Annotated in this window: 12 protein-coding genes; 6 read left to right on the top strand and 6 right to left on the bottom strand. The window is 39.7% G+C overall.

The annotated features are described in order from the left end of the window. Positions 1–252 precede the first annotated feature (252 nt). A complete protein-coding gene (locus tag RMB13_RS03785) occupies positions 253–852 on the top strand; it encodes a glutathione S-transferase family protein (RefSeq protein ID WP_311084453.1) in 600 nt (199 codons plus the stop codon). 62 nt (positions 853–914) lie between these two features. Here the strand turns inward: RMB13_RS03785 and RMB13_RS03780 are convergent, their stop codons facing one another. Continuing rightward, entirely contained in the window at positions 915–1,607 is a 693-nt protein-coding gene (locus RMB13_RS03780; protein ID WP_311084452.1) for a TIGR04219 family outer membrane beta-barrel protein, read from the bottom strand. Between the two features lie 655 nt (positions 1,608–2,262). Here RMB13_RS03780 and RMB13_RS03775 point away from each other — a divergent pair. Both RMB13_RS03775 and RMB13_RS03770 read left to right on the top strand, forming a co-directional pair. Next, positions 2,263–3,741: a sodium-dependent transporter gene (locus RMB13_RS03775; protein WP_005037781.1), complete on the top strand. Its 1,479-nt coding sequence runs from the start codon at positions 2,263–2,265 to the stop codon at positions 3,739–3,741. 12 nt (positions 3,742–3,753) lie between these two features. Continuing rightward, a complete protein-coding gene (locus tag RMB13_RS03770) occupies positions 3,754–3,897 on the top strand; it encodes a methionine/alanine import family NSS transporter small subunit (protein ID WP_004640212.1) in 144 nt (47 codons plus the stop codon). Between the two features lie 39 nt (positions 3,898–3,936). Here RMB13_RS03770 and rsmB read toward each other — a convergent pair whose 3' ends face one another. Next, entirely contained in the window at positions 3,937–5,241 is a 1,305-nt protein-coding gene (rsmB, locus tag RMB13_RS03765) for a 16S rRNA (cytosine(967)-C(5))-methyltransferase RsmB (RefSeq protein WP_311084451.1), read from the bottom strand. Beyond that, complete coding sequence (fmt, locus tag RMB13_RS03760) at positions 5,238–6,200, bottom strand: methionyl-tRNA formyltransferase (protein ID WP_311084450.1); 963 nt, start codon at positions 6,198–6,200, stop codon at positions 5,238–5,240. The genes rsmB and fmt overlap by 4 nt, the downstream gene beginning before the upstream one ends. A 348-nt stretch (positions 6,201–6,548) precedes the next feature. On the opposite strand from fmt, the gene ilvD reads away from it, so the two are divergent. The 3 genes from ilvD (at position 6,549) to RMB13_RS03745 (ending at position 10,794) form a co-directional block, all read left to right on the top strand. Beyond that, the gene (gene ilvD, locus RMB13_RS03755; protein WP_003654323.1) at positions 6,549–8,378 is read left to right on the top strand and encodes a dihydroxy-acid dehydratase; all 1,830 of its coding nucleotides are present in this window, start codon (positions 6,549–6,551) and stop codon (positions 8,376–8,378) included. A 316-nt stretch (positions 8,379–8,694) separates the two neighbouring features. Further along, on the top strand, positions 8,695–9,984 hold the full coding sequence (locus RMB13_RS03750) for a hypothetical protein (RefSeq protein WP_311084449.1): 1,290 nt from the start codon (positions 8,695–8,697) through the stop codon (positions 9,982–9,984). Positions 9,985–10,062: 78 nt separating this feature from the next. Continuing rightward, positions 10,063–10,794, top strand: coding sequence for a sulfite exporter TauE/SafE family protein (locus RMB13_RS03745; protein ID WP_311084448.1), 732 nt, complete (start codon positions 10,063–10,065; stop codon positions 10,792–10,794). 9 nt (positions 10,795–10,803) lie between these two features. Here RMB13_RS03745 and RMB13_RS03740 read toward each other — a convergent pair whose 3' ends face one another. The 3 genes from RMB13_RS03740 to ppc all read right to left on the bottom strand — a co-directional run bounded on the left by RMB13_RS03740 (position 10,804) and on the right by ppc (position 16,079). Continuing rightward, a complete protein-coding gene (locus tag RMB13_RS03740; RefSeq protein WP_307013430.1) occupies positions 10,804–11,694 on the bottom strand; it encodes a LysR family transcriptional regulator in 891 nt (296 codons plus the stop codon). A gap of 106 nt (positions 11,695–11,800) precedes the next feature. Continuing rightward, on the bottom strand, positions 11,801–13,096 hold the full coding sequence (locus tag RMB13_RS03735; RefSeq protein ID WP_017388876.1) for a solute carrier family 23 protein: 1,296 nt from the start codon (positions 13,094–13,096) through the stop codon (positions 11,801–11,803). Between the two features lie 298 nt (positions 13,097–13,394). Continuing rightward, on the bottom strand, positions 13,395–16,079 hold the full coding sequence (ppc, locus tag RMB13_RS03730) for a phosphoenolpyruvate carboxylase (RefSeq protein WP_003654312.1): 2,685 nt from the start codon (positions 16,077–16,079) through the stop codon (positions 13,395–13,397). Positions 16,080–16,241 lie beyond the last annotated feature (162 nt).

The raw sequence follows: 16,241 nt of genomic DNA, 5'->3' as shown, positions 1-16,241 counted from the left end.
CAGAAGTGAAACCTCTTAGCGCTGATGGTAGTGTGGGGTTTCCCATGTGAGAGTAAGTCATCGCCAGCTCATTATTCTAAACACCCTCAACTTAACAGTTGAGGGTGTTTTTTTATGCCTGGAAATAACGGAGTAACACCTTAGGAAGTAAAGAAAAAGTGGAATAAAAATATAGGAATATTATGAGAGAGCTGTGCTATAAATAATAAGAAAATTATCTATTTAAGCATAAATAATAAGAGAGAAGTACATATGAAAATCTATGGTGATGTAGATTCGGGTAATTGCTATAAAATCAAACTCTTACTTTCCTTATTAAATATTAATCATAGATGGATTCATATTGATATTTTAAAAAAAGATACTCAAACTCAAGAGTTTTTATCCCTAAACCCTAATGGAAAAATACCTGTATTAGTTCTGGAAGACGGTCGTGTTTTAAGTGAATCGAATGCTATTTTAGGTTACTTAGCTGAGGGAACAAAATTTATTCCTATAGATCTTTTTATTAAAGCAAAAATGTACCAATGGATGTTCTTTGAACAATATAGCCATGAACCTTTTATTGCAGTTGCACGTTTTATTAATAAATATTTAGGTTTACCAGAAGATAGAAGAACCGAATATTATAATTTACAGCCAAAAGGGCATAAAGCATTGTCTATTATGGAAAAAGTATTAGCAGAGCACGACTATCTTACAGGACCACAACTCACTATTGCTGATATTGCGCTATATGCTTATACACATGTGGCTGATGAAGGTGGCTTCGATTTAAAGTTATACCCAAATATTCAAGCATGGTGTCAGAGAATTCAAGGATATCCCAGATATGTGAGTATGATTGAATAAAAAAAAGAACTCTTATAGAGTTCTTTTTTTATCTATGGGGGAAATTTTGAGCTGATTCTGATTTAGAAATGTGCTTCTAGACCAATATACGGGCCTTTAAATTCAAATTTAAGGTCATTGTTATCGTAGTCATCTAAATCGATATTGAGTATGCGATAGCCTGCTGTTAAACCCAGGTCAATTAATAGGTTATCTGCAAACTTATATTTTACTTCTGCTAATGCATCTGTGATTCGTGCATCGTCAAAGTTTGTATAGGTTGCTTCACCTCTAGCACTTAAGCCTGTAAATGGAAGTTTTACTTCACCTGACAAATAAGCAATAGGATATGTTTTATCAATATCCACACGCTTACCTGTATACGCAGTGATATCACCATTTAGTACAGTTGCACCAAGTCCAGCATCTACACTCACAATATTATCTAGTAATTCGTAATAGAGAATAAAATCGCTATGATCTAAATCAACTTTATAGTTAGCTTGACCTAGAGTTTCTGATTTAGTTTGAGTATCTAAATTTACATAACGAATTTTTGCATTTGGAATAAATGGGATTGGGTGTTCTACTGACAATGAGAGTTGAGCACTACCTTTTTGATCTAGATCCTGATCATCAGGGAATTGAGAAGACATATTAGCTTTACCATCATAAAACCAGTAGCCTACTTCTCCTTTGACTCCAACAAAGTCTGCTTGAGCAAAGCCACTTAAGCCCATCCCGAGCGCTAATAAAGACATTTTTAATATTTTCATTTTAACATCCGAATAAAAGAAATCTTCGAGCGCATGATATAGACATCTTGCTACAGATGCATTGATAAAAAATAAGCCTATCGAGTATATATCTATAAGATTTTTTGAGACTGAATAAAAATCCATGTATTTCAAATAACTAATATTTATTTATTAATTTTGATGTCACTAAGCGTATAAAAATTTTAGTATAAATTTTGTCATCGAACAGTAAGGTGACATTTAAATCTTAATTGAAAACTGAAGAGTTAAGAATAAATTACTGGATAAGTCGAGTAATTGAAGAGCTCTTTCAATGAATTGGAATAAAATATCATTGAACAATAATGTCTGAACCTAAGTTTTAGGGCGTAAAGATAAGCTGAAAAATAACCAATTGTGAAAAAAACTCAGAAAATTCGTAAAATTTCTGACGGAAATTACAGTAAAAAGAAATAAAAACAGGTATTGTTCAGCTATATAGGAGCAAAAAATGGACAAAAATCTTTAAGGAAGAATTTTCTATTTTTGCTTGTTTGTTAAGGGAATAAAAATACTCAAAAGGTTCTTTTTATTTTCTACAAACACAAAAGTATTTTTTGGTTCTTTTTTTGCATGCGGAATAACAATCAACAATAGCAGTAAAAATAAGTAATCTTTTAACATTAGGTGTTTTATGGCAGATTCTCGTGAAAACTGGACGTCACGATCTGGTTTTATTATTGCAGCCGTTGGCTCGGCTGTAGGCTTAGGTAATATTTGGCGCTTTCCATACGTTGCTTATGAAAATGGTGGTGGTGCGTTTCTTATTCCCTATCTATTGGCACTCATTACTGCTGGTTTACCGTTACTATTTTTAGATTATGCGGTAGGCCATCGTAGTACTGGTTCGCCTCCAAAAGCATATCGTGCTTTATTTAAAGGCGGAGAAACTTTAGGGTGGTGGCAGGTTTGTGTCTGCATCATCATCGGTTTGTATTATGCAAGTGTCCTGACTTGGGCAGGTAGTTACGTTTACTTCTCTATTGGTCAAATGTGGGGAAGTGATCCAGAAGGTTTCTTCTTTAATACTTACCTACAAACCTCAAAAGCGACTGGTTTTGATCTACAGTTTGTAAGTCATTTATTCTGGCCGATTGTTGGAATTTGGGCACTTACTTTAATCATTCTTTATGGTGGCGTGAAAAAGGGTGTGGAATTATCTAATAAGATTTTCATGCCATTATTATTCGTTCTATTCACTATTTTGGTGATTCAGTCATTGCGTTTGCCGGGTGCAGTTCAAGGTTTGAATGCATTCTTTACGCCAAACTGGTCAGCAATGATGGATTATAAAGTTTGGTTAGCCGCTTATGGTCATACCTTCTTCTCTCTCTCTGTTGGCTTCGGGATCATGGTGACGTATGCATCATATTTGAAACCAAAAACTAATTTAACGGGTTCTGGCTTAATCGTTGGTTTTGCAAATGCATCAACAGAGATTTTAGCGGGTATTGGTATTTTTGCAGCGCTAGGTTTTATGGCACATGCTGCTGGTACTGAAGTTAAAGATGTGGTGAGTGGCGGGATTGGATTGGCATTTATTGCATTCCCTAAAATTATTTCAAGTTTAGGTACAGGTGCCGATTTATTTGGTCTCTTATTCTTCTCTTCACTTTTCGTCGCAGGTATTTCTTCGATGGTCAGTATTTTGGAAGTGCCTATTGCAGCAATGCAAGATAAATTGAAATGGGGCCGTAAAAAAGCTGTAACCATTATTGGTGGTGGTAGTGCGCTCGTATCAATTATTCTATTCTCAAGTGTAAATGCAATTAAACTAGTTGATATTGTCGATCACTTTATTAATAACATCGGGATTATTGGTGGCGCATTAATATCAATTATTAGCGTAGCTTGGTTTAAACGTTCAGCTCTTAAAGAACTTAGTGACCATATAAATCGTATCTCAACCATCCAAGTTGGTAAGGGATGGGATTTCACTTTAACGGTTATTACATCTCTAATCTTGTTAACTACACTCTGTTTGACTGTTTTTAATTTGATCAAAAATGGCTATGATACTTATAGTATGAGCTTACAAGGTGTATTCGGCTGGGGCAGTGTGATTTTCTGTGCGGTCGTTGCAATCGTGTTAAGCAAAATGAAAGATCGCTAGGAGGATAAAATAATGAATACTTCGGCAATCGTGATGATGGTGATTTCGATGGTGTTTTTATGGGGTGGATTGATTTTATCCATTCTACATTTGTCGAAACATCCTGAAGAGTTAGATGACGTTTTAGAGGATGTAAAAGATCAGCATACGCTTTGATGCTGATCTAGTAAAAAGCAGGCTCGAAGCCTGCTTTTTTTATGCAATTTTTTGAATTTTACAATAATAAAATCCATCGCCAGATTGCGCTTGCGGCAGCAATTGTCGGCCATGAATTTGCTCAATACCCCAATCTGCTTCAATTTTAATTTCTTTCGCATCAGTACGTTCTGCGAAGAAATCTATCATTTGCTGTTCATTTTCAGCTTTTAAAACTGAACATGTGATGTAGAGCAGTGTGCCGCCAGCTTTGAGCTGTTGCCACATGTGCTGCAAGATCTGCTTTTGTAGCTCAATCGTTTGGCCTATATCGCTAGATTGGCGTAAAAGGCGTATATCAGGATGACGTCGAATAACCCCTGTTGCAGAGCAAGGCGCATCTAGCACAATACAATCTACAGGCTGCGCTGGAACCCATTGGGTTGCATCAGCTGCCAAAATTTCTGTATGAGTTTGATCGAGTGCTAAACGGTTTAAATTTTCAGTCACACGGACTAAACGGTTAGAATCTTGGTCAATGGCAATGAGCTTAGCCGGTTTAAACTTTTCGAGTAAATGAGCCGTTTTTCCACCGGGAGCTGCACAAGCATCAATCACTGTTTTATTATTTAAATCTGGTAATAATTCTGCGCAAAGCTGAGCGTGTTCGTCTTGTACAGAAAACCATCCCTCTTCAAAACCAGGTAGCTGGGTAATTTGAACAGATTGTTCAAGGACGATGCCTGCTTCAGACAAAATACATGCACGTGCTTTAATTTCTAAACTTTGTAATTTTACTAAATAAGCGTCTCGGCCAATGTGGCGTTGATTAACCCTTAAGGTTAAAGGTGCGACTTGCTTTAATGATTGGCATAGAGATTCGGTTTGTTCACCCCAATCTTTTTTCACACGCTTATAAAGCCAACTTGGTAAGCCATGCGCCTGTTGTAAACCTTGTTGAAATTCATCAGTTTCACGCGTCGCTCGGCGCAAAATAGCATTCACAATGCCGCTGAGTGCTGGGAACCCAAGTTGTTTAGTGGCGTCTACTGTTTCAGAGATCGCAGCGTGTGCAGCAATACGCGTGCATAAAACTTGATAAAGACCGACGTAAAGACAGGTTTCAACAGTTTCATTGTTTAACGGTTTGCTGAGTAAAGGTAAGCTAATTGATTTAAGCGCAAACCATTGACGCAATGTACCCAGAACAAGTTCATGAAATAGTGCACGGTCACGTTCTGCAACTTGATTCAGCTGTGTATTTAAAATACTAGCGAGTGATTGGCCTTGCTGAACTTTTAATAACGTCTGGACGACTTGAGCACGTAAGTTAAATCGTGACGAATTTGATGAAACCTGACTCATGGCAGAATTTGTCCTACGTGAAGTTTTTGAGTTTGGCCAATTTGTTGGGCATTCATTGCTTTGCCGCCCGGCCATTGCACACTGGTCAAACAAATAAAGGAATCTTGCCCACAAGCAACATGTACGCCTTGCTTATCAATCGCGATAATTTCACCAGCTTGGGCATTCGCTTTGTTTTGACTAGAAATTGTTGAGCTCCAAACACGCAGTGCATTATTTTCATCTAACTGAACGAAGGCAACAGGCCAAGGGTTGAACGCACGAATATTTCGGTCAAGTTGAATAGCATCAGTTGACCAGTCAATTCGAGCTTCTGATTTCACTAATTTATGTGCATATACTGTTAGGCTTTCATCTTGAACTTCACGTTCTGCCAAATATTTTTGTAATGTTGCTTCTGACTCGAGTACTGTACAAATCGCTTCTGCACCTTGAACAGCTAATTTGTCATGCAAGCTGGCAGAGGTCTCTTCGGCGGTGATTGGGCAGTAGGTTTTATACATCATATCGCCTGTATCTAAACCAGCAGCCATCTGCATAATGGTAATGCCTGTTTCATCATCACCTGTTGCGATTGCGCGCTGAATTGGTGCTGCACCCCGCCATCGTGGTAATAATGAGCCGTGAATGTTTAAACAGCCATATTTAGGTGTATCGAGTACAGCTTGTGGAAGAATCAAACCATAGGCAGCAACCACCATCACATCAGCACCTAAAGCAGCGAGTTCTTGTTGCGCTGCCAAGCCTTCTTCAGTTGAAGCTTTAAAGTGAAGGGGTTGATAAACAGGAATATTATGTTCAAGGGCAAGCTGTTTTACAGGAGAGGGCGTTAATTTTTGTCCGCGACCAGCTTTACGGTCTGGTTGAGTATAAACCGCGATAATTTCATGGGAAGTTTTTAATAAAGCCGCCAATGCTGTTGCAGCAAATTCGGGGGTGCCAGCAAAAATAATTTTCACAAATGCAATCCAAAAAGAGTTTGTGGATAGTATACGTGAAAAACGTTTGAAGCCCTAAACTCATAGCTATTGAGAGATTTGGTTTTTAAATAGTGAACAAAAAATTATTGAAAAACTTTTATTGATAAAAAAAGGTTATGAAAAAATAAAAAATTATTCATGTAAGTTTTGCTAAATATTGACTGACTATTACTGTTCTTGGCTTTCCGAATATTATTTGCTTCTATAGAATGGAGAATGATCAAATTATGATGATGAGTCAATATTCCGACTGATCTAACGCTATATCAGTATCATTCAGCCAGAGTGGGAGAAATTTCGCTCAAGCACAACTTGTTGGAAACACTAATGCCTGACTATCGTTCAAAAACATCGACACACGGAAGAAATATGGCTGGCGCACGTGGCTTATGGCGTGCAACAGGAATGAAAGATGAAGATTTCGGCAAACCGATTATTGCGGTGGTCAATTCATTTACTCAATTTGTTCCGGGCCATGTACATCTTAAAGATCTAGGGCAGCTTGTTGCAGCAGAAATTCAGGCATCAGGTGGTGTGGCTAAAGAGTTCAATACGATCGCAGTAGACGACGGGATCGCAATGGGGCATGACGGCATGCTTTATTCTTTACCATCACGTGATTTGATTGCTGACTCAGTAGAGTACATGGTGAATGCGCATTGTGCTGATGCTATGGTCTGTATTTCTAACTGTGACAAGATTACTCCGGGAATGCTCATGGCTGCGATGCGCTTGAATATTCCTGTGGTTTTTGTGTCTGGTGGACCAATGGAAGCAGGTAAGGTCAAATTCCGCGGTAATGAAAAAGCGATTGATCTTGTTGATGCAATGGTTGTTGCAGCTGATGAAAGTTATACAGACGAAGAAGTTGAAGAATTTGAACGTTCAGCATGTCCAACCTGTGGTTCATGTTCAGGTATGTTCACTGCAAACTCAATGAACTGTTTAACCGAAGCGTTAGGTTTATCTTTACCGGGTAATGGTTCGATTGTCGCGACACATGCTAATCGTAAAAAATTATTCTTAAAAGCAGGTCAGCTTATTGTTGAATTGGCTAAGCGCTATTACGAACAAGAAGATGCAAGCATTTTACCTCGTTCAATTGCAACAAAGGCTGCATTTAAAAATGCCATGACGCTTGATATTGCAATGGGTGGTTCAACCAATACCGTTCTACACTTATTGGCTGCAGCAAGTGAAGCGGAAGTTGACTTTACCATGGACGATATTGACGAACTATCACGTCGAGTGCCTGTATTGTCTAAAGTAGCGCCTGCAAAACAAGATGTTCATATGGAAGATGTACACCGTGCAGGTGGCATCATGGCCATTTTAGGTGAACTTGATCGTGCGAATTTACTTGATGTATCACTACCAACCGTACATGAGAAAACTTTAAAAGATGCATTGGATAAGTGGGATATTATTCGCACTGAAGATGCAGACGTATATGAGTTCTATCGCTCATCTCCGGGTGGTGTACCAACACAAGTTGCATTCTCTCAAAATCGTTACTATGCAACTTTAGATGGCGATCGTGAAAAAGGCGTTATCCGCAATGCAGAACATGCATTTTCTAAAGATGGTGGTTTAGCTGTGCTATACGGCAACATCGCTCTTGATGGTTGTATTGTGAAAACTGCGGGTGTAGATGAATCTATCCTAAAATTTACTGGTACAGCGCGCGTGTTTGAGAGTCAAGATGCTGCTGTAGATGCAATCTTGGGTCATGATATTAAAGCTGGCGATGTCGTTGTTATTCGTTATGAAGGTCCACGTGGTGGTCCGGGTATGCAAGAAATGCTTTACCCAACCAGCTATCTTAAATCAAAAGGTTTAGGAAAAGACTGTGCATTAGTTACAGATGGTCGTTTCTCTGGTGGTTCATCAGGTCTTTCGATTGGACATGTTTCGCCAGAAGCTGCTGAAGGCGGTGCCATTGGTTTGGTTGAAGATGGCGATACCATTGAAATTGATATTCCAAACCGTACCATTCACTTGAACGTTGATGATGCGACTATGGCGCACCGTCGTACAGTTCAAGAGGCGAAAGGCTGGCACCCGAAAGAAGAACGTAAACGTAAAGTATCAAAAGCGTTAAAAGTTTATGCAATGCATACAACAAGTGCGGCGAAAGGAGCTGTACGCGTTCTATAAAATATTCAATTTTAATAATTGAGTAGAAATTATGCACTTTTCAGCACGATGAATTATTATCTGTTGAGGGTGCATTTTTTCGCCTGATGAAAAAAATAGGCTTGTAGATTAGGGTGTTGCAAGTCATTCTATGGGTTTGTCATAAAATGATGATAAAATCTTCACCGATGCAGGAACACGTGCAATAACTTGATATTTGTTCTGCGTAAGCAGAGCTCGTCAGTATTTTGTATATTAAGCTTCTGCTGCACTTTGTACTGCGATCAAAGCAGTTTTTTGGTCTAGCTTAGGATTTTATTTTTTAGAGGCACTATTCATGTCACTGCTACGCCGTTGGTTTGACCCTATCCGATCGAGTTGGTTTTACCAAAAACCCTCTCGTCAAGCGGTGTTACCCACGGAAAATGGTTTAAGTATTTATTTACGACTTGATGATGTGTATAGCTATTTGGCTGTTCAGCAATTGTCTCAGCTCGATGAGATTTTAAGTGATGAACTTAAGCCTTTAAAAATTATTATTTCCCATACGGCTTCTGAACCTCCAAATGGTATGTCACATGAAGAGTGGCAAAATTATTGTCTGAATGATGCCAAAATATTAGCCAAGCAACACCGTTTTGCTTTTGATGAATTTCCAGAAATCCCAAGCCAAGAATCTTTAAAACAAGCCGCTGTCATATTAAAAAGAACTCCATTACAAGGTCAGAATTTCTTACATTTACTAGAAGATATTTTTCACATGCTTTGGCAGCAGCAATATGGAAAGCTGCGTACTTTACATGCCATGGCAGTTAAACATCAGCTTCCTCAACATTTTTCAGAACGTATTTTTACGGATGAACCTGTACCGGCGGCGTACTTTGAATTTGGTGGACGTAAGTATCATGCAGTAGATGATTTATTACGTTTAACCCGTCGTCTAAAACAGCAAAAGTTACTGACTGGTAATCCGATCTTTTTAATTAATCATATCGAATGGCGTGAACATTTGATTAATGATGCTGAGGCACTTACCGAAATTCAAACACTTCGTCCTGAACTCGATATATATATTGCCTTAGAAGATCCAATGAGTTGGCTGTTACTTGCTTATATTAAGGAAGAGCTGGCCGATTATTATGACATTCAATTAAAAGTTTACCCCTTAAGCTATCAAGGCCGAGACTGGTTTGACTGGAGTTTGGCAACCCGTGTTTCTAAACGAACAGATGTAGCTTTTACCCCTTTTTGCCGTCCTACAGAAGAAAGTACGCTTGAGATGGCAAAGCTTTTCTATAGCGTGTCTGAAAATCAGCAAATCGATACGGTTTTTACGATCTTGCAGGCTGTTTGGACAAAAGGCAAAGATTTATCTTTCAAAAAGCATTTCCAAGAATTACAGCAGCAATTGGGAATTGAGCAGTTAACTGAGCAGGATGTGCCAGCTGTTCTGTCGCAAAATGACGCATTTTGCAGAGATAAGCATCAGCCTGATTTACCAGTTTTAGAGTTGCGTATTGATGGGCAAAGCTATGTATTTAATAGTTTGTATCGTGTTTGGATGATTGAAAGTATTTTTAGCAATGTATTAGAAGAAAAATATAAAACGGCCTCAACTTTTAATTGAGGCCTTCTCCTAAAAACAAGAATAGGGCAAAACCTGTTTTTTCCGTAGCATAGCCTTGTAGGGAATCGGAGATAAACAGTGACATTTCTAGCAATTATTATGGTGGTTTTTGCCTTTGCTGGCATGATTAAAGGCATGATCGGCTTAGGGTTGCCAGCGGTATCGATGGGCCTACTCACCATCGCAATGAGTCCTTTTCAAGCAGCATCTCTTCTGATTGTTCCTTCAATGGTCACTAATGTTTGGCAGCTTTTCGCTGAGGGGCATGTCTGGTCTTTTATTCGCCGTTTCTGGACTTTGCTAGTGGGCATTGTAGTAGGGTCAATATGGAGCTTTCTACCCACCTTGAGCCAAAGTCATGGTCACAGTAGCGAAATTTTATTGGGCTGCATGCTAGCTTTATATGGGCTCTATGGTCTATGCGTGAAGAAGCTTCCACACTTAGGGGCACATGAACGTTGGTTATCGCCCATCATTGGTTATATCGGTGGGGCAGTGACGGTAGCAACAGGTGTGATTATTATTCCAGTAGTGCCTTACTTGCAGTCGTTGCATTTAAAACGTGATGAGTTAGTACAGGCTTTGGGGCTGACTTTTACCGTGTCTACCATTTGCCTTGCAGTCTTTTTACACCACAACCCTATGTCAGGAATAACGCTAGATTATCGTTTATCTTTTGCGGCTTTATTGGCTGCATTAGTTGGAATGTGGTTAGGTAAAAAAATCCGTTATCGACTGAATGAGCAGTTATTCCGTCGTATTTTTTTCATTGGCTTAGTGTCATTAGGGATTTATATGGTTTTGCACTAAGCCAACTATTTAAGGGCGATGTTGCAGTAAAAAATCAGAAAACTGTTGATAGCTTTGAGGGAGTTGATTGAAATTTTGTGTGGCTAAAAGCAGTTTACGATTTGCCCACGCCCCTAGCAGTTGAATGGAATGAAAATCATAGTCTGATTGCAAACGCTGTGCAGCGCGGGCGGGCATAATTGCAATTCCAACACCTTTCGCCACAACTTCAGCAATTGCGCCAAAGCTAGGTAAACGTAAACGGTACTGTATGTTAAAGCCTAGTAATTTAGCTTGAGTTTCGATGGACTGCTGCAAAGAGTGATGGGGTTTAAGGCCAATAAAGCCATAGCTTAGAGCATCTACCAAATTCAGCTCTTGGTATTGAGCTAAATTGTGGGTAGTAGGGCAAATCAGAACTAAAGGATCACTCGCAAATTCCTTAGTTTGCAAATGTCTAGTATCAAAAAAACTTGAAACGAGACCGAGACTTGCAACCCCTTGTGTTAATGCATCTACAATTTCTGAGCTTTCGGCTTCGTGCAAATCAATATTCATTTCGGGATGTAGTACTAGATATTGCGGTAAGAGAGGCGGTAGATATTCACTTTGAGCAGAAGAGTTACACCAAAGGATCAATGATTCTGTGGTCTTTTGCCTAAAACGCTGCATTTCTTGTTCGAGTTGATCTTTTTGTGCCAAAAGTTGACGAGCATGCTCAGTAAAAGCATGTCCTGCGGTCGTGAGTTCGACTCCTGTTGTCTGGCGAATAAATAAAGGAGTTTCAAAATATTGTTCGAGTTTTTTTATACGTTCGCTGGCAGCCTGAAGTGAAATCGCGGAACGATCTGCACCTTTAGTTAGGCTACCTGTAGAGACAATATGGAGAACCAGTTGTAAATCAAAAAAATCAAAACGCATGACAGGGAACGTATTGAAGGGTAAGAGATCATGATACTAAAAAGTGATCAAGAAAGGGCGATGAAAAATAATAATAAAAAAGGCAGCTGATGCTGCCTTTTGGAACTTACGTTTTATCTTTTAAACTAAACAACCAGTTCAAAATAATGGCTGCAAACGTTGCTGTACCAATGCCGCCTAAATTGAAATTACCAAACATCAATTCAAAGTTTCCCGCACCTAAAATAATCGTCACAGAAGCAACAATCAGGTTTTTATTGTTAGAAAAATCGACTTTATTTTCAATCCAGATTTTTGCACCAGCAATGGTAATTAAACCAAACACGACAATAGACGCGCCTGTTAAAACAGCATTTGGGATGGTACTAATCACTGCACCAAATTTTGGAGATAAACCCAAGAAAATAGCGAAGATACCAGCAATAACAAAAACAATAGTTGAATAGACACGAGTTACCGCCATGACCCCAATGTTTTCACCATAAGTGGTCATACCCGGTGCACCTACGCTACCAGAGAGTGTTGTGGCCAAACCATCTGCGACAAATGCTTTGCCCAATTGTGGAGTCAGGTTTTCACCAGTCATGGCACCTACAGCTTTAATATGCCCTAAGTTTTCTGCTACTAAAATAAGCGCAACCGGAGCAATAATGAGCATAGCTCTGGTGTCAAAAGTAGGGTGTGAAAAACTTGGAATTCCGAACCATGCAGCTTGAGAGATCTGACTAAAATCGATTGGTTTTCCTAAACCTAGACCGTTGGTGGTGATGGCATAAATTACATAGGCCAAGATCAAACCGACCAATAAAAGTAGACGTTGCAATAAGCCGCGAGTAAAGACCGCAATACTTCCCATACAAAGTACTGTAATGAGTGCCATCCACATTTCAAATGGTTGTCCTGCAACACCTTTAATCGTAACAGGTGCAAGGTTTAGACCAATAATCATCACAATCGCGCCAGTAACGACAGGCGGCATAAGTTTTTCAATCCAGCGTGTGCCAGTGAGCATCACAATAAAACCGATGAGGGCATAAAACACACCGCACGCAACGATTCCACCTAAAGCCATAGAGAGGTTGGGATTTGCACCTGAACCTGTAATATGCCCAGTCGCTGCTGCAACCACACCAATAAAGGCAAAACTTGAGCCTAAGTAACTTGGAACGCGACCACCTGTAATTAAGAAGAACAGGATGGTACAGATGCCAGACATTAAAATGGCAAGATTTGGGTTAAAACCCATGAGTAATGGTGCTAAAACAGTTGCTCCAAACATGGCAAACGCATGTTGGATACCTAAAATAGCACTTTGAACTGGAGGGAGATATTCATTGGTAGAGACTGGCCGATGGTCAATATCACCTTGGTAAGGCTGCCATTTTGGAAACCAATTGGACATAAAATAAACTCGTTATTCTTTAATTGGTGCAATGATACTCTTTCTTGAGAATGCATTTAATCTCTAGAGAGAAGTATGTCAGTGAAAATTAATTATTTTTTAACGATTGGTATAATTTTTTAAATTCTAAATGTACGTATTTAGTTATTTTTTTCTTATAAAAATTAATTTTATGATATTTAAAAAATATTTAAAAAAATAGAAAATCGGGGAAAATTTAAGAAAACTGGGGAACTTTGTAAGTAAAAAGCAGCGCATCGGTAATGCACTGCTTTGTTAAACAATCGGTAAAATCAGCTTAGCCAGTGTTACGTAAACCAGCAGCAATACCTGCAATACTCACCATTAGCGCATGATCAACAGGGGTGTTTTCTGCTTGACGCTCAGCGAGATAATCACGACGGCGTTTCATCAGTTCAGCCTGTAAAAGGTGTAAAGGCAGTAAATAAGGTTTGCGAACTTGCATAGACTGATCAAGAACTTCGTTATTACTCAGAAGTTTTGATTCATCTTTTAAAGCAAGTAGGGTTTCAACAGCATCTTTTAATCGCTGACGTAATTGGTTGCCGAGTACTTTTAAATCTTCATCTTCAGTCAGATGTGATTCGTAGTAGAGCGCAATATTAGCATCGGCTTTTGATAATACCATTTCCAGCATATCGATGAGTGTCTGGAAATAAGGCCATTGCTGGAGCATTTCATCAAGCGTTGCTTTTTGCTGATCTGCAATCACCTCATTAATCGCTGCACCAGTGCCTAGCCATGCAGGTAACATTAAACGGATTTGAGTCCATGCAAACACCCATGGAATCGCACGTAAAGACTCGATGCCGCCACTCACTTTACGTTTTGCCGGACGCGAACCTAGTGGCAACATTTGTAACTCAAGCTCAGGCGTAACGGTCCGTAAATATTTCACGAAGTGTGGGTTTTCACGCACTGTTTGACGATAGACCTTAACAGAATGATCTGTCATACGGTTCATGAGTTCACGCCATTCAGCTTTAGGTTCCGGTGGTGGTAATAAGGTCGCTTCAAGTGTTGCTGCGGTATAGATTTCAAGGTTTTGCATGGCAATCCCTTCTAAACCGAATTTGAAGCGGATCATTTCACCTTGTTCAGTCACTCGGATTGCACCCGAGATCGAACCCGGTGGCTGTGAAAATAGAGCCTGTTGAGTTGGAGCACCGCCACGACTAATTGAACCACCACGACCGTGGAACAGAGTCAACTGTACGCCGTGTGTTTGAGCAATTGCAGTCAGCTCTTCTTGAGCGCGATATTGCGCCCAGTTGGCAGACATAAATCCGGCATCTTTTGCAGAGTCGGAGTAACCGATCATAACTTCGTGTTTACCCTGAATGTGCTGTTTATACCAATGCATATTGAACAGCGTATTCATGGTAGTTGCAGCGCCATCTAAATCCTTTAAAGTTTCAAACAGAGGAACTACTCGTAAAGGATGCTGAATACCTGCTTCTTTTTGTAATAACAATACAGCTAAAACATCGCTTGGATATTCAGCCATAGAAATAATATAAGCTCCTAAAGATTCAGGCGGTTGGTCTGCCAAAGTACGCATGGTTGCAAATACTTCTTGAACATCTGGGTGTCCAATCAAACTGCCTTCAGGTTCATTAATATATTTCGGTAAAAGTGGGCGTTTGCTTTGTAGTTCCTGAATCAGGAAGTTTTGGCGTGCTTGTTCAGTCCACGATTCAAAATTACCTAAACCTAAGTATTCGGTAATTGCTGAAATTGCTTGGCGGTGACGACCTGATTCCTGGCGAATGTCGAGTTTAAGTAGTTCAATACCAAAACAGTTCACACGGTAGATAAAGTCGAGTAGTTGACCATTCGCAATTTCAGGCAGATTACTGTCGATTAAAGAGCGATAGCACAATAATAACGGTTGTAAGAGCTCATCTTTACTTTTAATCACATTCGTATCGTCTGCTTCGAGTCCTTGCAAACGTTGAGCTAACCAGTGACGAGTCGCTTTTAAGCGTTCTCGTGTTGCACGTAAATACTCACGATAAGGTTCTGCATGCTGATTGCCAATGGCCTGAATCATTTCTTCAGAACAGGTCTGGATTGAAAGTTCCCAACGCAAGTTTTCGATATCTCTTAAATAGAGATCGGCAGCCTGCCAGCGCGATAACCACAGAACTTCTTGTGTAATTTGATGGGTAACATTTGGGTTACCATCGCGGTCTCCACCCATCCAAGAGGCGAAACGCACTGGTGCAATGTTAAGTGGTAAGTTTTGTTGGCAATTTTCTTGAACCAACTCATTTAACTCACGAATAAATTTAGGTACTGCATTCCAAAGCGTTTGCTCAATCGTCGCAAAGCCCCATTTTGCTTCATCAACAGGAGTCGGACGATGTTGACGAATTTCATCTGTTTGCCATGCCGAACTAATTTGTTGCTTTAGGTTCGCAAGTGCACTTTGACGCTCACGTGGAGTGAGTTTTTGCTGATCAAGCTGAGACAAGCACGCATTGATATCATCATATTTCTGAATGAGCGTACGACGGCTGACTTCGGTCGGATGTGCTGTAAGCACTAGCTCGATATCAAGATCACAAACTTGTTGGAATAGTTTTTCTGTTGAAATACTTTTATCTTTGAATTTTTCAAATAGGTGAACAAGTGGATTCGGAGAGTTGGCATCCGAATCAAATTCTGCCTGCCTGCGGCTACGAACAACATGATATTGCTCGGCAATATTGGCAAAATTTAGGAAATGAGAAAAAGCTCGAGTAAGGGGAAGTAGTTCATCGTCGGGTAAATTTAAAAATAATTGTTCTAGTTGCTTTTGGGCTTCAGCTTGGCCATCACGTGCACCTTTAGCAAGGGCACGAATTTGCTCGATCTGATTAAACAGCTCTTGTCCTGCATGTTGCTTTAGGGTTTCACCTAATAAATTACCAAGTAAGCGGACATCCTCGCGCAGTGGCGCATCGATTTGCTGAACCATGCTATTTTCTCCTGTTCTTATCCTTATCGAATATAGCGTGATTAACAAACATTCCAAGCTTTGAGCGTAAGAAAATGTGAATTTTTGCTTAAAAAATAACATTTAATTCGCTTATGGCGTCTTAAAAGAAGACATGCACTCAGTGCAACTTTTGGCAATCGG

This window comes from Acinetobacter sp. V102_4 (genome assembly GCF_031799005.1).
GTDB lineage: Bacteria > Pseudomonadota > Gammaproteobacteria > Pseudomonadales > Moraxellaceae > Acinetobacter > Acinetobacter calcoaceticus.
Note: the sequence above shows the minus strand (reverse complement) of the source record. Positions and strands in the feature narration are given on the sequence as shown.

What these genes read in the sequence shown, in the direction of transcription:
- RMB13_RS03785 (WP_311084453.1), top strand. Translation starts at nt 253, where the DNA reads ATGAAAATCTATGGTGATGTAGATTCGGGTAATTGCTATAAAATCAAA.
- RMB13_RS03780 (WP_311084452.1), bottom strand. Translation starts at nt 1,607, where the DNA reads ATGAAAATATTAAAAATGTCTTTATTAGCGCTCGGGATGGGCTTAAGT.
- RMB13_RS03775 (WP_005037781.1), top strand. Translation starts at nt 2,263, where the DNA reads ATGGCAGATTCTCGTGAAAACTGGACGTCACGATCTGGTTTTATTATT.
- RMB13_RS03770 (WP_004640212.1), top strand. Translation starts at nt 3,754, where the DNA reads ATGAATACTTCGGCAATCGTGATGATGGTGATTTCGATGGTGTTTTTA.
- rsmB (WP_311084451.1), bottom strand. Translation starts at nt 5,241, where the DNA reads ATGAGTCAGGTTTCATCAAATTCGTCACGATTTAACTTACGTGCTCAA.
- ilvD (WP_003654323.1), top strand. Translation starts at nt 6,549, where the DNA reads ATGCCTGACTATCGTTCAAAAACATCGACACACGGAAGAAATATGGCT.
- RMB13_RS03750 (WP_311084449.1), top strand. Translation starts at nt 8,695, where the DNA reads ATGTCACTGCTACGCCGTTGGTTTGACCCTATCCGATCGAGTTGGTTT.
- RMB13_RS03740 (WP_307013430.1), bottom strand. Translation starts at nt 11,694, where the DNA reads ATGCGTTTTGATTTTTTTGATTTACAACTGGTTCTCCATATTGTCTCT.
- RMB13_RS03735 (WP_017388876.1), bottom strand. Translation starts at nt 13,096, where the DNA reads ATGTCCAATTGGTTTCCAAAATGGCAGCCTTACCAAGGTGATATTGAC.
- ppc (WP_003654312.1), bottom strand. Translation starts at nt 16,079, where the DNA reads ATGGTTCAGCAAATCGATGCGCCACTGCGCGAGGATGTCCGCTTACTT.